This is a genomic window from Psychrobacillus sp. NPDC096389, from assembly GCF_044762855.1.
Lineage (GTDB): Bacteria > Bacillota > Bacilli > Bacillales_A > Planococcaceae > Psychrobacillus.
On sequence record NZ_JBIWFB010000001.1, the window covers coordinates 1,074,562 to 1,095,798 of the forward strand.

Consider the following 21,237-nt stretch of genomic DNA (forward strand, 5'->3'; position numbering starts at 1 on the left):
TTGGGCATGGGGAGAAATTATAAAAAATATTGAAGGGGGTTTGCGCTAGTGAAGAACAAAAAAATGATAGGATTATTAACTTTTGTACTTTTTGTCACATTAATTCTAGCAGCATGTGGTCAAAAGAAAGAGGAAGCAGTAGAGAAAGATGAAGGTACCAAATCAGAAGGACCTAAAATTACATTACGTTTAGCAGACAACCAACCAGCTGATTATCCGACGGTCATTGGAGATCAAAAGTTTGCTGAGTTAGTTAGTGAAAGATCGGAAGGAAGAATTACCATAGAGGTATTTCCATCTGGGCAGCTAGGCGATGAAAAATCCGTACTAGAGCAAGTGCAACTTGGAGCTATTGACTTCGCTAGAATCAATGCCAGCCCACTTGCAGAATTTAATGATGATTTCACGGTTTTCTCCGTTCCCTATTTATTTAACAGTGATGAACATCTGTGGAATTTTCTAAATGGAGAAAAAGGTACGGATTTGTTAAATGGTCTTCAAGCAGCGAAAATGCAAGGTCTTGCCTATTATGATTCAGGTTCTCGTAGTTTTTATTCCACTAAACCTTTAACAGGCATTGAAGATTTAAAAGGGCAAAAGATTCGCGTTCAGCAAAGCGAGATTAATATTAAATTGATGGAGGCATTAGGAGCAAGTGCTACTCCAATGCCATATGGAGAAGTATTCTCTGGTCTTCAAACTGGTATCATTGACGGAGCAGAAAACAATCTTCCGAGCTTTGACTCATCAAACCATTACCAAGAGGCAAAATATTTGATTATGGATCACCATACTCGAGTGCCAGAAGTAGTGTTAATGAGTAAAACGGCTTGGGATAAGCTTTCAGATGACGACAAAGCGTTAATCAAACAAGCAGCACTAGACTCAGTAGAGACTCAAAGACAAGCTTGGGCTGATTATGAAGAAAAATCACTCAACACATTGAATGAGGCGGGAGTAACGATTACAGAAGTGGAAGATATATCTCCTTGGCAAGCGGCAGTTAAACCTATTGTGGATGGATTTTCTAAAGACTATCCGGAGCTAGTTGATGCTATCAATTCAGCAAGTCCATAATCTCTCGAAAACTATGTGTGATTACTACCCTACCTAGTTGGGGGAATATTTACTAGGTAGGTCTTTTCCATTAAGATTAGGAGATATAATACTCATCAATACTTAGTGGAAAGGAACTGCGATGAAAAATTTGTGGAGTAAGATTTCGGAATTTTTAAAACGTTATATTCTTTTTGAAAATCAGACACTTATGATAAAACTTTGTGTATTTTCCAGTGTTTTAGTTATATTACCAGTACTTTCGGTTGGATTCATCACTTATACGTATTCTTCTTATGAACTAGAAGAAGAGTTCAAGCAATCAAGTCAGAAAATAATAGAACAAGTAGAATTGCATGTGGAATATTATTTGCAGGATTTTGAAATAGCTAGTTTAAAAATCATTAATTCGCCTGAAATGGGAAGTTTATTGAGATTAGAAACAAATGGAAATGAATATGATCCTATACTGAAAGAACAAGCATACAAAGTCCTAAAAAATTCAGAATATTCCAGAAGTGATATTTCTAATATTACTGTTTCATTAGATAATGGCATTATTATAGATTCGTTGAGAGAGCGAAATTACTATCCTGCCCAAAATATAAAAGAGGAATATTGGTATTCATCGGTCCCACAAAACGGGATGGTTTTGCTTGTCAGTAGAACGTTGAAATTGAAAGACAAGGAACTACCGGTCATTTCTCTAGTTAGACGTTTATATAATCCGCATACACTAAAGCCCATTGGTATGCTCATTATTGATATCAATTTTAAGAGAATCGAAGAAATATCTAAAAAGGTGACTTTTGATAAGAATGGTTATTTTTTTATATTGGATTCAAGCGGGCATTATGTCTATCATCCAAATTATAAAAAACTTGGAAACAAGGTAGAATTCAAGCAGTTAACAAATCTTGATAATGAAAAAAGTGGTTCTGTGCTCATCGATAACAATCGAAAGGAGTTTGTTTCCTATTCATTTTCTCCAAATGTTGGTTGGAGCTTTTTTACAGCTGCTCCATACGAAGATTTGCGAGTCGGTATCGAACAGATAAGAACGGCTATAATATGGACAATTTTTATTTCTTTACTCTTTGCATACTTAGTAGGTTTTTATAGTATTTCCAAAAGTATCGTTCGTCCTATTCATCGACTTCGTTCCTTTATGAAAGAAGTAGAAATTGGTCATTTTAATGGAAAAGTAAAGGTGGAGTCCAATGATGAAATCGGACAATTGACAGCCGGTTTTAATAAGACGGTGGAAAGACTATCTAATTTACTCGAGGAAGTGTATGTTTCCAAATTAAAGGAAGCTGAAATGTCTCTTAACAAAACAGAAACAGAGTTAAAAATGCTCCAATCGCAAATTAACCCTCATTTTTTATACAATTCCCTTGAAACAATTAGAGGAATGGCATTGGAGGAGGGAAGAGAGAACATTGCTAATATGTCGTCTTCTCTTGGAAAACTATTACGTTATAACCTTAGAAATAGTATTCCTACTGTTAGTTTACGAGAAGAGTTAAAGTTTTGTGAGATGTATTTACAAATTCAAATGATTCGTTTTGAGGATCGTTTTGACTACTTATTTGATATACCAGATTATTTGATGAACTTTGAAGTTGTAAAGTTTTCTCTCCAACCACTTGTGGAAAATTGTTTTATGCATAGTATTGGTGAAAACTCTAAGAAAATAAAAATTACGATAACTGCACAGCTTCTATCCGAATCGGAATTTGTCATTCGAATTACTGATACAGGAATAGGAATTCAGGAAGATGTATTAAAAGGATTAACAGAGAAATTGAGTGAAAATTCAACTTCCCTAGGTGGGCAACATATTGGGATTATGAATGTTCATCAGAGAATTCGCTATTTGTTTGGCTTAGAGTATGGGATAACAATCACTAGCACAAGAGGTTTGAAAACAGAGGTTAGTATTCATTTGCCGATTGTAGATGTTAGGGAAGTGAAGAAAGAATGAAGAGAGTTTTACTAGTGGACGATGAGAGATGGGTAAGAAAAGCTCTTATGTGGTCGATTAATAAGCTGAACTTATCCTTACAAATCGTACATGAATGCGCAAATGGATTAGAGGCGCTTGACTGGATTAAACAAAATGAGGTGGATTTGGTTTTAACAGATATTCGTATGCCCGTAATGGATGGAATTTCTTTAGTGAAAGAGCTAAATGAATTAGGGAGAGACTTGGATTGTATCGTCATTAGCGTTCATGATGAGTTTCAAATTGTTCAACAAGCAATCCGGAGCGGGGTAATGGATTATCTTCTTAAACCAATCGAGGAAGAAGACTTAAAAACTTGTTTGGAAAAATGGCTTAATAAGCAAAAAGAAATAAAAGAAGAAAGTAAAGTATCTATCATTGAGGATGAAATAGTTCCTACTTCTACAATAGATCAAGTATTGGCTTATATTGAAAAAACACCTTTAAAACAAGTAACGCTAACCGACGCTGCAAATAGTGTGCATTTGAATCCAAGTTACTTAAGTCAATTGTTTAAACAGCAACTTAATACTAAATTTGTAGATTATTTAACCGAACTTCGTATTCAAGAAGGAAAACGTTTACTGCTGAACACCACATTAAAAATGGTCGAGATTGCGGAAAGAGTGGGATACTCGGAAGTGGCCTACTTCAGCAATAACTTCAAAAAAATGACGGGATATTCTCCGTCCGAATTTCGTAAATCTCAAAAAATATAGGATTAACTGCGTGAAACTTTCGGAAAGCAGGTAGTAGACTTGAAAAAATTTATGGACGATACCTTTTTATTGTCAACCGATACGGCTATGACTTTGTATAATACATTCGCAAAGGATTTACCAATTATCGATTATCACTGTCACTTAAGCCCTAAGGAAATCTATGAAAATAAAACATTTCAAAACATTACAGAAGCGTGGCTATATGGTGATCATTATAAATGGAGAGCGATGAGAGCGAACGGAATGGATGAAGCGTTCATTACTGGGGATGCAACAGATTACGAAAAGTTTTTGGCATGGTCCAAAACTGTTCCGATGACTATTGGTAACCCCTTATACAATTGGACTCACTTAGAACTTCAACGTTTTTTCAATGTATATGACATTTTAAATGAAGAAACTGCTCCAATGATTTGGGAGAAAGTTAATAGTAAGCTTACTAGTGGAGGCTTTGGTGCAAGGGATTTAATGAGGATGTCAAAGGTTGAAGTGGTTTGTACAACGGATGATCCAATCGATACATTGGAATATCATAAGAAATTAAAAGATGAATCCGACTTTGACGTGAAGGTACTCCCAAGCTTTCGACCGGATAAAGGATTAGAAATTAATCTAGATGGCTATTTACAATGGGTTCAGAAGCTTGGAGAAGTGTCGGAAATACAAATTTCCAACTATGATGAGTTTCTAGATGCATTACAGGCAAGAGTGGAGTTTTTTCATTCGAATGGCTGTCGTGTTTCGGATCATGGGATAAATACGTTGATGTATGAGGAAACAACGAAAAATGAAGCAACAACTATTTTTACAAAAGCATTGGCAGGAGTAAAAGTATCCCTAGATGAAGAAAAAAAGTATAAGTCGCACACCTTATCTTTTTTAGGAAAACAGTATGCGAAGCTTGGTTGGGTCATGCAACTGCATATGCAAGTATTGCGAAATACGAATACAAAAATGTATAAACAATTAGGGCCAGATACTGGTTTCGATAGTATGAATGACGGGCAAATAGCCTTGCCTTTAAGTCTATTATTAGACGGTTTGGCAAGAGAAGATGCGCTTCCAAAAACAATCTTATATTCTTTAAATCCGAAAGACAATTACGTGATTGGTAGTTTAATTGGTAATTTTCAAGGAGAACAGCCAGGAAAAATCCAGTTTGGTACTGCTTGGTGGTTTAATGACCAAAAAGATGGCATGCTCGAACAAATGAAAGCATTGGCAAATCTTGGACTATTTAGCCGTTTTATAGGAATGCTAACGGATTCCAGAAGTTTTCTTTCCTACACAAGACATGAGTATTTTAGAAGATTAGTATGTGAATTGCTTGGTGGGTGGGTAGAAAACGGAGAAGTGCCAAATGATATAGACATGTTGGGAAGCATTGTACAGGGAATCTGCTATCAAAATGCAAATGAGTATTTTGATTTTTGATGAATAAAAGATATTGTCTGCAAACATTTAGTTAAGAAAAGGGAGGAAAAGTATGAGCTCAATTTTCAGAAGTCTAAAGAAAAGCAAAAAATCTAAAAAAGCAATAACTGGTGTCCTTGCATTATCTCTTATTACATCAATGGGTATTCCACAAGTAGCGGCAAATGAAAACTTAGGGTATGTAGATCCAAGCACGAATACAAACCCTGGACATTCAGGCACCAACGTAGAGACGTATCGTGTGCTAGCGAATAGTAAAACGGGTCAACCGGAAATCGAAGCAGCGAAAAAAGGTGTTCTTACAATAGGCGGAAAACAATTCAAAGACTTAAATGGTAACAAGAGTCTTGATTTGTACGAGGACTGGAGAAAACCTGTTAAAGAACGGGTGGCCGATTTAGTATCTAAGATGACGCTTGCGGAAAAAGCAGGATTCATGCTCATCAACACACATACACCAATTGCGGACCCAACGGACGGAAAGTATGTTAAATCAGATGATCCACTAATTGTTGGAAAGAATATGCGATACGTCATTTTCCGTCAAACTCCTACTGTAGATATAATCGCTAAATATACAAATCAGCTTCAAGAATTGGGCGAGTCTTCAAGATTAGGAATCCCAGTAGTGGTTACTTCGAATCCGAGAAACCATGCTTCCACGGACTATACGAATATTGCCGCAAGTGAAGGGCAACATTCATTCTGGCCAGGACCTTTAGGATTTGCAGCAGCAGGAGATACAAATGCTGTAAACGAGTTTGCAGAAATAGCTGCTCAAGAATGGAGAGCTGCTGGAATTCGTAAAGTATACGGATATACTGCAGATATCGCTACAGATCCACTTTGGGCGAGAATTGAAGACACATTTGGTGAAAATCCAATCGTTGCTTCCAATATGATTTATAACGTCATCAAAGGATTTCAAGGTGAAAAGCTCGATACAGAGAGCGTAGCCATAACGGTGAAACATTTTCCAGGAGGCGGGGCGCGTGATAATGGGTTAGATCCTCATTTTGTTGAAGGGAAATTCAATCCATATCCAACGGAAGGAAGTTTACTTAAGTATCATATTCCTCCATTCGCTGCTGCTATTAAAGCAAATGTATCGTCTATCATGCCATATTATGCATATCCAACTAATGATAGCGCTGATCAAGGATTAACATGGTACAGTAAAGATCAACAATTTGAAGAAGTTGGCTTTGCCTTAAATGATTCTATATTAAATGGCCTTTTACGTGGGAAACTTGGTTTCAAAGGATATGTAAACTCTGATACAGGTGCCGTGGGAGATAATGCTTGGGGTGCAGAGAGTTTAACACCAGAACAAAAAGTTGCTAAAGCAATCAACGCTGGGACTGATATTATTTCAGGATCATCTGAACCAGAGTTAATCATTGATGCAGTAAAAAAAGGATTACTTTCAGAAAAAACAGTGAACGAGTCTATCACATTATTGCTAACAGAAATGATGGATTTAGGTCTATTTGAAGACCCATATGTAGATGCACAACATGCACTAGATGTAGTGGCAAATCCAAAAGCACAAGAACTAGCATATGAAGCGCATCTTAAATCACTCGTTCTTTTACGCAATGATGAAAATCTATTGCCTTTAAAGGATGCAACCTTAAAAGAAGTAAAACTATATGTGGAGATGTTCCCTAGTGGTAAAGATGGAGCAGGCACAAAAGGGTTAATAGACACCATCAAAAAGCATGATCCTTCTATTACAATTACGAATAAACTAGAAGAGGCCACGCATGCCTATATTTATGTGAAACCTGTTCAATCAAACTGGGATAATAATCCACGAATTACGGTAGGTCCTGAAACAGGAATTACAAATGTGGATCGAATTGTCACTATACAAAAAACAGTTCCAACTATTACGGCAGTAAACATGACGAATCCATGGGTGCTGGATGAAATCGAACCAAATGCGGCAGCATTAATCGGTACATTTGGCACGAAAGCTGAGGCCATTATGGATGTTATCCGTGGTAAATTTAATCCAACCGGAAAGCTACCATTTGCCCTACCAGCAAGTTTGGAAGCAGTAGACAATGAAGTCGGAGATGTCCCTAGCTACGCTCCAGAAGAAGACGCTTCTTATTCTTATGTAAATAAATCTGGTGATGCGTATAAGTATGGGTTCGGTCTTTCTTATAATCATGGAAAATCTAAAAATAAATAAAAAATTTTAAAAAAGAATCGGCCTGAAGTGACAAAGTCAACTTTAGGTCGGTTTTATTAATTTCAGAAAAGTATTTTAGTTAGAAACATTGGTTAATAAATAATATAGGATGACTTATTTATAAATTGTGTTACTCTATTAACTGTTGAATAATATTCCACAATAAACGTTTTATTAGAAATGGAGATTAGGATAATGGTTACCACAGGGTTTCGTATGGAAAAAGATTTTTTAGGGGAAAAAGAAATTCCGAAAGCTGCTTATTATGGTGTTCAAACTATGAGGGCAGTTGAAAACTTTCCGATTACGGGATATCGAATTCACCCGGAACTTATAAGATCTTTAGGTATTGTGAAAAAAGCTGCAGCATTAGCAAATATGGAAGTTGGCATGTTAGAGAAAGAAATAGGATATTCGATTATTCAAGCGTGTGATGAAGTCATTGCGGGAAAATGGAATGACCAATTTATTGTCGATCCTATTCAAGGTGGAGCAGGAACATCTATTAATATGAATGCAAACGAAGTGATTGCAAATCGAGCTTTAGAGTTAATGGGAGAAGAAAAAGGGAATTATACACTCATCAGCCCAAATAACCATATTAATATGTCCCAATCGACAAATGATGCATTTCCAACTTCTACGCATATCGCAGTGTTGTGCTTATTGGATCAATTACTCGAGGCTACTAAAACAATGCAAAAAGCATTTGTATCGAAAGCAAAAGAATTCGAAGGTATTATAAAAATGGGTCGTACTCATCTTCAAGATGCCGTACCAATCTTACTGAGTCAAGAATTTGAATCATATAGTCGTGTCATTTCACGTGACATTGACCGTATTTCACTCTCAAAACAACACTTATATGACATCAATATGGGTGCAACTGCCGTTGGTACAGGATTAAATGCAGATCCTTTATATATCGAACTAGTCGTTCGAAATCTTAGTGAAATCAGTGGCTTACCATTAACATGTGCTGAACATTTAGTGGACGCTACTCAAAATACAGATTGTTATACCGAAGTTTCTGCGAATTTAAAAGTTTGTATGATTAATATGTCAAAAATTGCGAATGACTTGCGCTTAATGGCTTCTGGACCTCGTGATGGTTTATTTGAAATACAATTACCTGCTCGTCAACCAGGGTCATCAATCATGCCTGGAAAAGTAAATCCCGTAATGGCTGAAGTCGTGAACCAAGTAGCTTTCCAAGTAATGGGGAATGATTTAACCATTTCTGCAGCTTCTGAAGCGGGTCAATTTGAACTAAATGTCATGGAACCGGTTCTATTTTATAATTTAATCCAATCCATTTCGATTATGAATAATGTATTTACAGTATTTACTGAGAAATGTTTAGAAGGCATTACTGCGAATAAAGAACGTTTAAGAGAATACGTTGAAAAAAGTGTAGGAATTATCACTGCAGTAAATCCTCATATCGGATACGAACTTGCAGCTCAAATTGCAAAAGAAGCCATTGCTACCGGAGCTTCTGTTCGTGAACTGTGTTTACAAACCGGCGTTTTAACGGCAGAACAATTAGATATAATATTAGATCCATTTGAAATGACACATCCTGGTATTGCTGGTGGTAGAACACTTGTAAAGAGTTGATTGCAAAGTTTTGAGATGACAAGAAGTAAAATAAACTTCTAATCAGATGATAAATGTGAAGCATTGGCGGACGCATTTTGATTTGACAGAAGATTATCCTGAACGACAAAATAATATGGTGAATTTAAAAACGCACTGAAGTGTATATTGTCCAGGCACTGATACTATTTTGAATAGATTGTGTGCCTGGCACTACACACTATAATTTGTTAAGTCGTTTTCTAGCGGAATTTAGTTCTACAGAAACGGGAATATGGTTCAACGCCTTCCCTAAGCCATAATGGGGCATATTGGCATAAATAGATTCATAATTCCCCTTTTTTATTTGAAAAGTTTCATGATAAATTCCAACCGCATCATTGTTATTTACTTTTTGGTTGAAATTTTTCCAGGCCTTAAGATGTTTTTCATTTTTAGCATAAGTAAGAAGGTCCTCAGTGGAACGCCAATATTGGATCATGGCAGTAGTTCGAAGACCAAAGTAGCTTTCCATCGATAAAAATCCTAGTTCCTCTTTGTTCATATATAGCTCCTTAATCATCCCGGGCATAGAGCTAAAAACGGGTAGCCACTTATGAATTGCAAATCGTTTGTTTACCCTCATGCCAATTATGAAAACGACAATATCCTCTGTATTATCAACCGTATAACGCCCAGTAAAAGTTTGGTTAGCCATCATTAATCCTCCTCCAGTTTATCAAGAGAAAAATCACACCATTCTATTGCGGCCTTTGTGGTTCTTTTTCCATAATCTAATGTAAATAACCAATACATCGAATCGTCATTGGTATCTTTGTGATTGCTAATTGCCTGTTCAATAGAAACATAGGTATTATAACGTCCTTCAAGCTCTTGCTTATAGTTCTGTAGAAGTAATAGCTTATTTTCTCGTCCTTGATAGCGACCAAAAAATAGTTTTAGTAAAATTTCATTCCGCTCAATTGGTAATTGTTTAACTGGCTGCTCTAACCAACTTTTTAGTACTTCCATTCCCTTTGAAGTAAGAAAGTACTCATTTTTATCAGGCCTTCCTGTGCTAGATAAAGTACGAACTTCTGCTAATTCCTCTTGGACTATTAGTTTGAGGGTTGGATATATTTGTCCATAACTAATTTTCCAAAAATGATTTAAGCTTCGATCAATGAACTGTTTAATGGAGTAACCAGATTTACACTCAGTAGTTAGTATTCCTAATATTGCATAGGTTGAATCGTTATAATTTTTCAGTATTACCACACCTATCTAAAGAATATATATCATTTAGATATATAATAAAGGATGCTACTAGGGAATACAAGTGCAATTTTCTGAATAAGTGCAAAATAATTTATATTCAAGCTAGTCCCATGTAGCCGTTTTGGAGATGTGAACGTTAAAGATGCTATGATTTAGTTGTGAAATATATCATGTAAATAAAAAAATACTGTCGGTTTGAAACAGAAATTCCTGTTGCTCCGTCTAACGTTTAACAACAAGGAGGTGCCCTATGTCGCATCTTGAAAAATTTATATATGAACATGGCGAGGAGTTATTGAGACTTGCTTATACTTATGTGAAAAACAAGCAAGCTGCGGAAGACATTGTCCAAGATGTGTTACTCAAAGCATTTGAAAAGCAAGCAGAGTTTCGTGGAGAAGCCACGTACCGTACTTATTTGTATAGAATGACGATTAATCGTAGTTACGACTATTTGCGAAGTTGGCATTATAAAAATACAATTCTTGGCGAGAAATTTCAGCGTTTATTTGGTCGATTGACAGAGCAAGATGTAGTCACGCAATCAGAAAATCGGCAACTTGCAAAAGCAGTTCTTTCTTTGCCCTTAAAATACCGGTGAAGTCATCGTGCTTACTTATTATTTAGACTATTCTTCAGTGGAAGTAGGAAAGTTGCTTAATTGTTCAGCGGCAACAGTGCGCACCAGGCTCGCGCGTGGTCGTGAAAAACTCAAAATGGGGCTAAAGGAGGTCGGCTTTGATGGAACGATTGAAAACGGGTATTGATGAAGTCATTGGTGAGAAAATATGGATGACGGAAAGGTTAGCCAAGAAAATGGCTGAACCGAGAAAAAAAACGTCGCGTACTCCGATATATGCAGTAGTCGGTTTTGTTGCAATAGCTGCCTTATTTCTTACGATTACATTATGGTCATCTCAATCAGATATTTTAAGTGCTTCTACAACAAAGGCGCTTGGTGCGCATGGAGAATTATTTAATACGTATTTTGAGGCAATTGATGCAAAGGATGTAGAAACATTAAAACAAGTTGCATCACCAGCACACGGTGTGGCTATAGAGGAGCTAGTTAGTAAATATGAAAATATAGATTTTTCGAAAGCAGAATTTTTGCTTCAACTTGACGGCATTATTTGGATGAAGTTGGTGGTGATTAATGAGGACGGGGAAAAATGGGAGGATGTTGTTACCTACTATCAAATCGTTGATGGCAAAATATATGAGCCGGTATATGAACATCCGTTTTATGTATATAATCAGTTTGATATTGAAAAAGCGCAGGCACAAGCCATTTTTGGTTTCGGAGGATATCGTAATAACGATGAGCTTGTAGCGATTGAGGGCGGAAAATTGCTGGTGAGTGGTTCTCGTTCATATAATAAGGTAGAATCGGCCATCGAGTTATACTTAAAAGAGATTGGAGAGGAATCTGTCTCTGCATATTATGAGCAACCTCGCCTTGTATACAAAAATAATGGAAAATTGTTATGGTTATCGGCAGATGGATTTGACATCGTCTTTATAAGAAAAGGAGAGCGCATTTTAGTAGATAACCAAGGAGTAGAATATTATCAACAAGGAAGATTTTAGAAAACCTGTGGTAGCATCAAGCAATTTAATATAACAAACGGTTCCTTCAAGAGCTGTTTGATAAGATTAACCCATCTGAGCTTTGGACTGACAACTCATGGATGGGTTATTTTTATTTTTTAGCATCGCTTTATTTTTTGTATAAAGCAACCCGATAAGGAAAAAGTTGCGCTTCCATGATTCCTTCTTTTACTGCAGGATCATTATTCATCAATTCAACTGCTTCTTCCTCTGTATCTACTTCTAAAATGACGATTCCCATTGGATCCAAGTTCAAAGTTCTACCCGCTAAAAGGAGTTTTCCTTCTTCTTGCAAATTTTGTAATACCTCAAAATGCCGTTGGACAATAGAATTTTCTTTATCTGTCCAACTAGCTTGATCTAACAGGGAAGGAATAAGTTTCAGTTGATACAAAAACTGTAATTTTTCCATTATGGGCCTCCTAATAAATGCAATATAGAATTGTATTTCATAATAATTGTATCAAAACATCTAAAAGTAGTTAATTAGTAATCTATCATTTATTTAGATAGATTAGAGAGAAAGGGAATACCTATTATAATGACGAATATCTACAGCTCCGAGCAAGTGGTTGCACGGTAGCATATAGAGGAGAAGTTGTGAAATAACTAGTCTACTTTCTTTGCAGAAGAATATTCCTGTGTTAGACTCTATTCTGACTTCTTTTGAATTGTGTCTAACACAGGGATGCTTCACTAGACTCTGGGTTTAAAGTTTACTTCTTTTATATATATTTTTCTTAATGATTAAGTAGTTCTTAATCTCGAAATTTAAATAAAAAAGATTTGCTCTGACTTCAAATTCTTCCCTTGACGTCGGTAATTCTGTTTCACGTATGGACTCCTCGTATTCCTCTAATAGTTTTAATGCAATGGTTGTATCCCCTGAATCCACATGTTGACTGATGTACTGAAAGATATTAGCAAGCATTCCTCTTTGTTTTACATCTAATTCTGAAGAAGAAACGATGCTTAGGATGTCTACCATCCGTTTTAGGATTTCTAGTTGATCCTCACGCATTTCGAGATAATGATAATCCTTGTTTTTCTTTCTTAATAGATGATTTTCTACATCTTGTATCGTAATGTTTTTAGCTTGATTAAGAATGTTTTCTACTTCGACTAACTCTTTACCATTCCATTTTTGTTTACTATCTTTTAAAAATGTAGAAAATTGGTAAAGAATAACACTGAATTTATTTTCGATTTCTGTTTTATATTTTTCAATTTCTTTCTTAAAGCTTGGCATAATACTGTTTACGAGTATGGCGATTCCTATCCCAATAAAAATAATATAGAGTTCATTCAATAGGTTTTCTAGGTTGGCTCGCTCTACTGTATAAATATGTAAAATTACAACTATGCTTGTGACAAAACCTTCCTGAATACGTAACTTTACAAGGCATGGGACAAACAATAAGATAAATAGAGTTAAGACAATGGGATGATATCCTAATAATTCAAAACATATGGAACCAAGAATTAAAGATAATAGTGATGCGAAAAACTTTTTTTGAATGGAATGTAATGTCTTTTTCTTTGTCTTCTCAATACACATAATAACGATTATGGCTGCAAATGAACCAAACTCCAAGTCGAATAAACTCGCAATCCAAATTGCTAACCCTGCCCCTATTGCTGTTTTAATTGTCCGATATCCCATTCCGATCATATGCATCATCCTATTTTTTCTATATTTATTATTACCCGTAGTTATTAATTCTAACAGAAATTCATGGGAACGTGAAAGCAACGGAACAGGTTTCTTGGCTCAATATGCCGAAGTACCTGTATCCGTTTTTTTTTTTGCATTTTCATTATATACAATCATGAGGAGAGGTGGTGAAAATGCTCTTCTATTTTATATTACCTCAGAAGTTGGTATGGTTAACCGTATTATTAGAAAATGAGAGATATGAGTTCGAGTGACATTTTAGAAAATATAGATTATAAATTCTGGCCAAATTTAATGTTATATTAATAAAAAAGTATGATTCAAGATTGAGGAGCGGTTATGAAAAAGGAATGGATTTTACGCTGGTCTTTTTTTATTTTTGGATTAATGGTGTTAGCATTTGGCATATCATTAACCATTAAAGGAAAGTATTTAGGGATTGGACCATGGGATGTTTTTCATTATGGTTTATTCACTAAATTTGGCTTTACTATTGGAACTTGGTCGATCATAAGTGGATTTTTCCTTTTGTTGATCAGTTCCATTTTCAATAAGGCATGGCCAAAAATAGGGGCTTTTCTGAATATGTTGTTATTAGGATTGTTTATTGATCTTTTTAATTCGATTTTACCTAGCATTGATAGTTTAATAGGAGCAACAATTGCCTTTATCATAGGTGTCGTTTTAATTGGGTATGGTATTGGATTATATGTTTCTGCTGATTTTGGAGCAGGTCCTAGAGACAGCTTTATGTTTTTAATCATTGAAAGAACGGGTTGGAGTATTCCGTTAGTTAGAAATGGAATAGAAGTACTGGTTTTTCTTCTTGGTTGGATGCTAGGGGGGCCAGTAGGAATTGGAACCGTGTTGATTGCATTTGGATTAGGTCCGATTTTAGGAATTTCTATTCCTCAATGTAAGAAACTGATGGCATATTTCCTTGGTCAAAAGGATCACCTGTTTACGCATATGTAGACAACAAAAAATAAATAAATACTTTATATAAACTCTAACTTATACATGTTTTGTACAAATGCTAAAGAAAATAGATTATTAGAATAACCCAATCACTGAAACGATTGGGCCAGTTATCCTTTGTCTATTTTTTAAAAAGCTTTATAATGATAAAAGATTTAAATTAGTTAGTATTCTCTCTAAAGGCGTTTTTATCTATCGGTTTAAGGGAAAGCTTGAAGTATAGAAGGCGGGCGGAAATTAAATGAAAAAAGTTGGATTTGATTTGGAGAAATATTTACAAGAACAATCTGCCTACATCCTAGAACGGGTGCAGCAGTATGATAAACTTTACTTGGAATTTGGCGGAAAATTGATAGGCGACAAACATGCCAAGCGTGTCTTGCCTGGATTTGATGAAGACGCCAAGATCAAATTATTGAATACGCTGAAAGAAAATGCGGAAATCATCATCTGTGTGTACGCTGGAGACATCGAGCGGAACAAAGTCCGTGAAGATTACGGTATCACTTATGACCAAGATGTCTTGCGCTTAATCGATGAATACCGGGCATATGGCATTTCTGTCAACAGCGTCTTGCTCACTCGTTATCAAGGACAGCCAACAGCCAAAGTATTTATGACCAAGCTTGAGAGGAACGGAATTAGCGTCTGCACCCACAGTGAAATCAAAGGTTATCCCACAAATGTGGACGCGGTCATTGGCGAGGAGGGATTTGCGATGAATCCCTATATTAAAACGACAAAGCCAATCGTGGTAGTAACGGCACCTGGCCCGGCCAGCGGAAAGCTTGCAACCTGCCTTAACCAAATGTACCATGAGAATAAACTGGGGAATAAAGTCGGCTATGCCAAGTTTGAGACTTTTCCGGTTTGGAACTTGCCGTTAAAGCACCCGATAAACATTGCTTATGAAGCGGCTACCGTCGATTTGAAAGACGTGAATATGATTGACAATTATCACTATGAAGCATACGGGAAAGTAGCGATCAATTACAATCGTGATATTGAGACGTTTCCTGTCATCAAACGGATTATTGAAAGGATTACTGGTAAAGAGTCTGTTTACCGCTCACCGACTGATATGGGTGTTAATCGTCTGAAATCGGGTATCACCGACGATATGGTCGTGCAGGAAGCTGCCAGGCAGGAAATCATTCGGCGCAGTTTCGTCGTAGAGAACGACTATAAAAAAGGGCTTGCCGATGAAGATAGTGTACGCCACATGCAAGTGATTTTGGAAGAGACTGACTTAAAGCAAGAGGATCGGGCACCGGTATTGCCGGCCCGTAATTATGCGAAAGCAGTCGGAGAGAGAATTGACAGCACGAATTTGCAAGCCGTAATTGCGATTGAACTGCCAAATGGCGAGATGATCACCGGTCGAACGACAACTTTGATGGATGCTTCGGCAGCCTCGATTCTGAATGGGTTGAAGAAATTGGCCAATATTGCCGATGAAATTGATTTGTTGTCACCTATGATTTTGCAGACGATTCAACGGTTGAAAACCGATGATTTGAACAGCCGAGTCCCGACACTAAGCGCCAATGAAGTGCTGATTGCACTGGCAATCAGTGCGGTCACCAACCCTACTTCTGAGCTGGCTTATAAGCAACTGCCAAATTTAAAAGACACACAAGCTCATTCTACGGTTATATTGAATAGGGAAAACGAACAGACCTTTAAGAAGCTTGGAATCGACATCACCAATGATCCAGTGTATCCGACTGAGAACCTATATTACAATTAGGTTTTGGAAAACGCCTGTCTTTTTCTTCTTACATGGAAGCCTAAGGCAGATGTTTTTTCGTTTATAGAGTTTACTAAAAAGGTGTAGTCTTCTCTTTAAGAGAGGACTACACCTTTTTGGATTAATGGATTAACTACCGGAAAGTCTGTTGGAACCTATTAAGGCCAAGCTTTAGAATACTGGAGGTCAAGCACGAGAATGAAGCCTTTTTCTAGCGGTATTGTTTTCAGCTATGATTGGAAAATATTCTAATGCTTTTCCTAATCCATAGAGAGGCATATTACCATAAATAGATTCATAAGCACCTTTTTTTACTTGATACGTTCCATGATAGGTCCCAACTGCACTATTGTTCCCAACCTATTGAATGAACTTTTTCCAGGCAGTTAAATGCTTTTTATTTTTTGCATATAAATGTGTATAGTATGTATTATACAAAGAGTGTCAGACACCATTAAAGGTGCCTGACACTCTTTTGTTTAATCCGGAAGTTAGTAGGGTATTTACCATTTATAAGCAAGCTACTTAGTTAGCTAGAAGTATTGAAGAACTAAATAAGAGTGAAAGGGATTGATAGCCAGCATGAGGTTAAATAAAAAGTTAATATTGGTTTTTGGTTTGATCGTGGTCTGCTTTTTATCTGCTTGTGCAGAGAAGGAGAAGCTTGCCGACGGATCTGAACTGATACATAAAGATGAATTTGTTTTTACTGCTTCTGGTGAGTTTAAGCCATTTAGTTATATGAACGATGATCTCACCATGTCAGGCTTTGATATTGAGGTTGGCGAAGCCATTGCAAAAGAAATGGGCCTTAAGCCAGTTCAGAAGCGAATTAAATTCAAAGGGATTGTAGAAGGGGTAAAAACGGGGCGTGCAGATGCAGCTGTTGCCAGCCATACGATTAATCCACAGCGGAGCAAACATGTTTCCTTCTCTACACCCTATTATTATTCTGGTCCGCAAATTTTTACAAGACCGGACAGTGAGATTAAGACTGTCGACGATTTAGCAGGAAAAGAAGTAGCTGTAGCAAAAGGTTCGACCTATGCCGATACAGCGGCTGAGTATACAGACAAAATAAAAACATATGACAGCGATATTACAGCTTTGCAAGCATTGAGCAGTGGACGTCATGATGCGGTTATCACAGATTTTGTTACAGGGAAAAATGCTGCAAAGGAAGGATTTGAGATTAAAGAGCAGCAGTTAATTGAGCGCAGTGAACAAGCGATCGTGCTACCCCAGGATAACCCAAAGCTATTAAAGCGTGTAAATGAAGCGCTGGAGCAGCTCTGGCAAGATGGAACACTAAGTGAGATCAGCATCAAATATTTTGGTGAGGACATTACCAAAAAACCGGAATAAATCAACACGATGGAAAGAAAGGAAGTAGGTACATTGCCAAGTTTATTACATTTTTTTCAAACTCTCATAGATACAAAGGGTGTATTCGTAAAGGCCATGCTTGTAACGATAGAGCTTACTATAGTATCTATCTTAATCGGAATAATTATTGGACTTTTCTTTGCCTTATTAAAAATCTCTAAAATAAAAATATTAGAATTCATCTCAGATGCATATGTCTATTTAGTCCGCGGAACACCGCTGATTGTTCAAATATTTATCCTCTATTTCGGAATTAGCGGGCTTTTCCTCCTTCCTGATTTCTGGGCCGCTTCCTTGGCTTTGGCCCTACATAATGGAGCATATATTTCGGAAATCCTTCGAGGAGCCATACAGGCAGTCGATAAAGGTCAGATGGAGGCAGGACGCTCTTTAGGGATGACAAAAGTACTGACATTAAGAAGAATTATTCTTCCACAGGCATTCCGCCGAGCACTGCCGCCTTTAGGCAACCAATTTATTATCGGTTTAAAGGATTCTTCGTTAGCCGCATTTATCTCGATGAATGAGTTGTTCAATGTGGCGACAACACTAGGGTCCAATAATTTTGACGAAATGACCTATTTACTCATTGTAGCGGTCTACTATTTATTGCTAGTGGCACTGTTGACATTCGTAGTGAAACGATTTGAATTGAAATTAGCAGTAAGTGACAGATAGGAGATGAGATCATTGGACGCAAAGGAAATGATTAAAATTAATCAATTGAATAAATCATTTGGAGACTTGCATGTATTAAAAGGTATCGATATGACAGTTTACGAGAGCGATGTCGTTTGTTTAATAGGAGCAAGCGGCTCAGGGAAAAGTACTCTCCTTCGCTGTTTGAATTTTTTAGAAAAAAAGGATAAGGGCGACATTATCATTAAAGGAAAAGAAGTCGACCCTAATACCGATAACCTCAATAAAATTAGAGAAAAGGTAGGAATGGTGTTTCAACATTTCAATTTATTCCCACACAAAACAGTTTTGGAAAACATTATCGAAGCACCTATTATGGTGAAGGGGGTTCCCAAAGAGGAGGCTATCTCGAAAGCAAAACAATTACTGAATAAAGTAGGCTTGGAGGATAAGTTAGATGTCTATCCAAGTAAACTATCAGGAGGGCAAAAGCAACGAGTGGCGATTGCTAGAGCACTTGCAATGGAACCAGAAATTATGCTTTTTGATGAGCCAACATCGGCACTGGATCCCGAGCTGGTGGGAGAGGTTTTAACCACCATGAAAGAATTAGCTGAAGAAGGAATGACAATGGTTGTTGTCACCCATGAAATGGAATTTGCTAAAGAAGTAGCGGATTGGATCGTGTATATGCACGATGGAAAAATCGTCGAACGCGGCAAGCCCGAGCAATTTTTCAGCAATCCGAAAGAGGAACGAACTCAGGAGTTTTTAAAAACTACTATTCTGAAATAAATTATACGAGGTCCTGTCTATAGTTCTAGGCAGGACCTTGTGTTTTGATTAATTTGTGCCTTGAGTCGTAGAGAATAATATGTTTCAGAACGTATGTGTGGTATAATGAGAGGATAATAGATAGGTAACTCAAGGGTGGTGGGCACACTCCTGTAAGAAAGGAGGTGGTGCCGGTGTCAGTATTCGAAGCATTGATGTTCGCAGTAGCATTTGCAACATTAGTCGTAGTGATTCTGTCATTTAACCCAAAAAAATAACCCATCCTTGAGTTGGAGCTCAGATGGGTTAATCCTATCAACCAGCCAATCCCCTTGAGGGAACCGCTATTATAATTGACCGTTTGATGCTATAACATCAAACGGTCTTTTTTATTTTATTCAAATCTTACTTCTAGTATACATGTGAAATATTGGCTTTTCAAGTGTTTACAACTATTCCAAAAAAGTGCTAGAAACAACAAGGACACTATCTTGAAACGTTTTAATTTGTGTCTAACACAGGGAAACTTTATTAAACTTAATTGGGCTGTCGCGCTGCAGCGATTACTCGAGCTTCTTGAAGATGTCTTAAAAAAGACCAATAAAACATTACAAAAACTATTCAAAAGTCAACTTCAGCAACGGATTGACGGTCTGCCTAACTATATCAAGGCTGATTTCTCGATTTCAGTGTGCGAAGTTTGAGTAACCTATAACAAAATCTTTATCTTTAATCTTATGGCTTCTAGCAATTAATATGTTATATTGCTCTATTGTTGTCTTAAATGTTTAAACGACATAGTCTTCCTCCTTGAAGACTATTATATAACACAAAATTAGCTACGCATTTAAATTTTAAAAACCCAATAGATATTATTATTATTATTATTATTATTATTATTATTATTATTAATCTTTTATATTAATTTCGTAGAGATGAAAATACATAAGTTTAAAGAATCATTTAATTTAGAGGGGATGGCTAATAAAAGCCATTCTCTTTTTTATGTTAAATAATAGAAGATGGTGCAACATTAGATGTATTAGCTCTAGTATCAGATATAGTATCTTTTAGTAAAAAGTAAATTGAAGAAATTTTTGTGATGTTATATAATAGGAACGAATGTTCTTATTTAGCGTAATTGAACTTTTAAACTACTTAATTTTCGGAGGGATTATTATGTTTAAAAATATGATTTATTTTAATGCACAAAAAGTAGCTGAATACAAAGCCGTTTTAGAAGGGAAAAAACATGTAGCAATAAAAAATGTGAAAATATCTTCGTCCAAATCTCTAGATGCTAACATTTCAGTATTTTCCGGGGGGATTGGTGGAACTAATGAAATGGAAGGTGAGTTGATTGATAACCTGGTTTTAGATTGTAATGATTTTGAAGAATTATTAAAGAAAAAAGGTGGAAATCATTATTTTGATTTAATGACTTTAGATTACGATATTGAGACTATTACAAAATCATCAATCATTTCATTCGAAGGGGCAATAAGTATTCCAAATGAGTTTGATATGATGGAATTAATTAATCAATTTAAACCTATATTGATAAATAGCATGAATTTAGCTAATGCTCAGGAAGAAGAACTTTTTAAAAAGATTTTTGAAAAAGAGAGTACTAAAATTCCAATTTTTATTGAAAGTAGTCAATTAGGTGAAAGGCAAGGCTTTACAAAGTTAACATCGACAGAATTACTTGTAGGTATGGAAGCATTAGAAGATTATGAGGAAGAAGAACTTACTTTTATTGCAAAAATTACATCTAGAAAACAAATAAAAGATACATCTATTGTTGTTTTCGATATCATGAAAGATTTGTTTTCAATTAGTAGAGGACTAAGAAGACAAATGGGACAAAGTGAAATAGAGGGGATTGAAAATATCAAATCAGAAAGAGATACGATAGAATTAGAAGTGTTAGCGATTTATAGATGAAATAAAATTTAAGACAAAAACCTTATTTAACCTTGTAACGAAGAATCGTACCATAAGTAATGAGACCATTTTATCTTGATATTCATATATAAAAGTTGTGACAAAATAGAAGAGTAATTTTTATGTAAGTATGCTTATTATTCATTCATAGTTGAAATATCAAATAAAAAAAGGTTATCAAAGCGACTAAAAACCCGCTCT

General features: G+C 36.1%; 19 protein-coding genes and 1 pseudogene. 15 read left to right on the forward strand and 5 right to left on the reverse strand.

The features are described from left to right. Positions 1–48 precede the first annotated feature (48 nt). The 6 genes from ACIQ38_RS05050 (at position 49) to aspA (ending at position 9,040) form a co-directional block, all read left to right on the forward strand. On the forward strand, positions 49–1,077 hold the full coding sequence (locus ACIQ38_RS05050; protein ID WP_402818871.1) for a TRAP transporter substrate-binding protein: 1,029 nt from the start codon (positions 49–51) through the stop codon (positions 1,075–1,077). A gap of 121 nt (positions 1,078–1,198) precedes the next feature. Next, the gene (locus ACIQ38_RS05055; RefSeq protein WP_402818875.1) at positions 1,199–3,043 is read left to right on the forward strand and encodes a sensor histidine kinase; all 1,845 of its coding nucleotides are present in this window, start codon (positions 1,199–1,201) and stop codon (positions 3,041–3,043) included. Further along, positions 3,040–3,783 carry a response regulator transcription factor gene (locus tag ACIQ38_RS05060; protein WP_402818877.1) on the forward strand — a complete coding sequence of 248 codons (744 nt, stop codon included), beginning with the start codon at positions 3,040–3,042 and terminating at the stop codon, positions 3,781–3,783. The genes ACIQ38_RS05055 and ACIQ38_RS05060 overlap by 4 nt, the downstream gene beginning before the upstream one ends. 51 nt (positions 3,784–3,834) lie before the next feature. Then, positions 3,835–5,220 carry a glucuronate isomerase gene (gene uxaC / locus ACIQ38_RS05065; RefSeq protein WP_402819614.1) on the forward strand — a complete coding sequence of 462 codons (1,386 nt, stop codon included), beginning with the start codon at positions 3,835–3,837 and terminating at the stop codon, positions 5,218–5,220. Between the two features lie 52 nt (positions 5,221–5,272). After that, on the forward strand, positions 5,273–7,420 hold the full coding sequence (locus ACIQ38_RS05070; RefSeq protein ID WP_402818880.1) for a glycoside hydrolase family 3 protein: 2,148 nt from the start codon (positions 5,273–5,275) through the stop codon (positions 7,418–7,420). A gap of 195 nt (positions 7,421–7,615) precedes the next feature. Beyond that, positions 7,616–9,040 (forward strand): aspartate ammonia-lyase, encoded by a 1,425-nt coding sequence (gene aspA / locus ACIQ38_RS05075; RefSeq protein ID WP_402818883.1) that lies wholly within the window; start codon positions 7,616–7,618, stop codon positions 9,038–9,040. Positions 9,041–9,239: 199 nt separating this feature from the next. On the opposite strand, the gene ACIQ38_RS05080 is transcribed toward aspA, so the two are convergent. Further along, positions 9,240–9,716 (reverse strand): DUF4188 domain-containing protein, encoded by a 477-nt coding sequence (locus tag ACIQ38_RS05080; RefSeq protein ID WP_402818886.1) that lies wholly within the window; start codon positions 9,714–9,716, stop codon positions 9,240–9,242. Positions 9,717–9,718: 2 nt separating this feature from the next. Beyond that, on the reverse strand, positions 9,719–10,267 hold the full coding sequence (locus ACIQ38_RS05085) for a PadR family transcriptional regulator (protein ID WP_402819617.1): 549 nt from the start codon (positions 10,265–10,267) through the stop codon (positions 9,719–9,721). A 259-nt stretch (positions 10,268–10,526) separates the two neighbouring features. Here ACIQ38_RS05085 and ACIQ38_RS05090 point away from each other — a divergent pair, with 259 nt between their 5' ends. From ACIQ38_RS05090 to ACIQ38_RS05100, 3 genes are read left to right on the forward strand one after another with little or no spacing between them, the layout of a single operon-like run. Beyond that, the gene (locus ACIQ38_RS05090; RefSeq protein WP_402818889.1) at positions 10,527–10,877 is read left to right on the forward strand and encodes a sigma-70 family RNA polymerase sigma factor; all 351 of its coding nucleotides are present in this window, start codon (positions 10,527–10,529) and stop codon (positions 10,875–10,877) included. 37 nt (positions 10,878–10,914) lie between these two features. Continuing rightward, positions 10,915–11,043: a hypothetical protein gene (locus ACIQ38_RS05095; RefSeq protein WP_402819620.1), complete on the forward strand. Its 129-nt coding sequence runs from the start codon at positions 10,915–10,917 to the stop codon at positions 11,041–11,043. Then, positions 11,018–11,866, forward strand: a complete 849-nt coding sequence (locus ACIQ38_RS05100; RefSeq protein ID WP_402818892.1) for a hypothetical protein — start codon at positions 11,018–11,020, stop codon at positions 11,864–11,866. Before ACIQ38_RS05095 ends, ACIQ38_RS05100 begins: the two co-directional genes overlap by 26 nt. A gap of 130 nt (positions 11,867–11,996) precedes the next feature. Here ACIQ38_RS05100 and ACIQ38_RS05105 read toward each other — a convergent pair whose 3' ends face one another. Continuing rightward, entirely contained in the window at positions 11,997–12,299 is a 303-nt protein-coding gene (locus ACIQ38_RS05105) for a YciI family protein (RefSeq protein ID WP_402818895.1), read from the reverse strand. Between the two features lie 297 nt (positions 12,300–12,596). Further along, positions 12,597–13,559, reverse strand: coding sequence for an aromatic acid exporter family protein (locus tag ACIQ38_RS05110; RefSeq protein ID WP_402818898.1), 963 nt, complete (start codon positions 13,557–13,559; stop codon positions 12,597–12,599). 342 nt (positions 13,560–13,901) lie between these two features. Between ACIQ38_RS05110 and ACIQ38_RS05115 the strand changes: the two genes are divergently transcribed. Both ACIQ38_RS05115 and ACIQ38_RS05120 read left to right on the forward strand, forming a co-directional pair. Beyond that, a complete protein-coding gene (locus tag ACIQ38_RS05115) occupies positions 13,902–14,537 on the forward strand; it encodes a YczE/YyaS/YitT family protein (protein ID WP_402818901.1) in 636 nt (211 codons plus the stop codon). 244 nt (positions 14,538–14,781) lie between these two features. Then, positions 14,782–16,290, forward strand: a complete 1,509-nt coding sequence (locus ACIQ38_RS05120; RefSeq protein ID WP_402818904.1) for a DUF1846 domain-containing protein — start codon at positions 14,782–14,784, stop codon at positions 16,288–16,290. A gap of 186 nt (positions 16,291–16,476) precedes the next feature. Here the strand turns inward: ACIQ38_RS05120 and ACIQ38_RS05125 are convergent. Next, positions 16,477–16,635, reverse strand: a pseudogene (locus ACIQ38_RS05125) (monooxygenase family protein); the annotation flags it as partial. 237 nt (positions 16,636–16,872) lie between these two features. Between ACIQ38_RS05125 and ACIQ38_RS05130 the strand changes: the two are divergent. From ACIQ38_RS05130 to ACIQ38_RS05145, 4 genes are all read left to right on the forward strand, one after another. Continuing rightward, positions 16,873–17,655 (forward strand): transporter substrate-binding domain-containing protein, encoded by a 783-nt coding sequence (locus ACIQ38_RS05130; RefSeq protein WP_402818907.1) that lies wholly within the window; start codon positions 16,873–16,875, stop codon positions 17,653–17,655. A gap of 33 nt (positions 17,656–17,688) precedes the next feature. Continuing rightward, on the forward strand, positions 17,689–18,354 hold the full coding sequence (locus ACIQ38_RS05135; RefSeq protein ID WP_402818910.1) for an amino acid ABC transporter permease: 666 nt from the start codon (positions 17,689–17,691) through the stop codon (positions 18,352–18,354). Positions 18,355–18,357: 3 nt separating this feature from the next. Then, positions 18,358–19,110 (forward strand): amino acid ABC transporter ATP-binding protein, encoded by a 753-nt coding sequence (locus ACIQ38_RS05140; protein WP_402818913.1) that lies wholly within the window; start codon positions 18,358–18,360, stop codon positions 19,108–19,110. A 1,158-nt stretch (positions 19,111–20,268) separates the two neighbouring features. Beyond that, positions 20,269–21,036, forward strand: coding sequence for a DUF6414 family protein (locus ACIQ38_RS05145; RefSeq protein WP_402818916.1), 768 nt, complete (start codon positions 20,269–20,271; stop codon positions 21,034–21,036). Positions 21,037–21,237 lie beyond the last annotated feature (201 nt).

Bases quoted from the DNA above. Each gene is read 5' to 3' on its own strand.
- ACIQ38_RS05055 (WP_402818875.1), top strand. From the start codon at position 1,199: ATGAAAAATTTGTGGAGTAAGATTTCGGAATTTTTAAAACGTTATATT.
- ACIQ38_RS05060 (WP_402818877.1), top strand. From the start codon at position 3,040: ATGAAGAGAGTTTTACTAGTGGACGATGAGAGATGGGTAAGAAAAGCT.
- uxaC (WP_402819614.1), top strand. From the start codon at position 3,835: ATGGACGATACCTTTTTATTGTCAACCGATACGGCTATGACTTTGTAT.
- ACIQ38_RS05070 (WP_402818880.1), top strand. From the start codon at position 5,273: ATGAGCTCAATTTTCAGAAGTCTAAAGAAAAGCAAAAAATCTAAAAAA.
- aspA (WP_402818883.1), top strand. From the start codon at position 7,616: ATGGTTACCACAGGGTTTCGTATGGAAAAAGATTTTTTAGGGGAAAAA.
- ACIQ38_RS05080 (WP_402818886.1), bottom strand. From the start codon at position 9,716: ATGGCTAACCAAACTTTTACTGGGCGTTATACGGTTGATAATACAGAG.
- ACIQ38_RS05090 (WP_402818889.1), top strand. From the start codon at position 10,527: ATGTCGCATCTTGAAAAATTTATATATGAACATGGCGAGGAGTTATTG.
- ACIQ38_RS05100 (WP_402818892.1), top strand. From the start codon at position 11,018: ATGGAACGATTGAAAACGGGTATTGATGAAGTCATTGGTGAGAAAATA.
- ACIQ38_RS05105 (WP_402818895.1), bottom strand. From the start codon at position 12,299: ATGGAAAAATTACAGTTTTTGTATCAACTGAAACTTATTCCTTCCCTG.
- ACIQ38_RS05110 (WP_402818898.1), bottom strand. From the start codon at position 13,559: ATGATCGGAATGGGATATCGGACAATTAAAACAGCAATAGGGGCAGGG.
- ACIQ38_RS05115 (WP_402818901.1), top strand. From the start codon at position 13,902: ATGAAAAAGGAATGGATTTTACGCTGGTCTTTTTTTATTTTTGGATTA.
- ACIQ38_RS05120 (WP_402818904.1), top strand. From the start codon at position 14,782: ATGAAAAAAGTTGGATTTGATTTGGAGAAATATTTACAAGAACAATCT.
- ACIQ38_RS05130 (WP_402818907.1), top strand. From the start codon at position 16,873: ATGAGGTTAAATAAAAAGTTAATATTGGTTTTTGGTTTGATCGTGGTC.
- ACIQ38_RS05140 (WP_402818913.1), top strand. From the start codon at position 18,358: ATGAGATCATTGGACGCAAAGGAAATGATTAAAATTAATCAATTGAAT.
- ACIQ38_RS05145 (WP_402818916.1), top strand. From the start codon at position 20,269: ATGTTTAAAAATATGATTTATTTTAATGCACAAAAAGTAGCTGAATAC.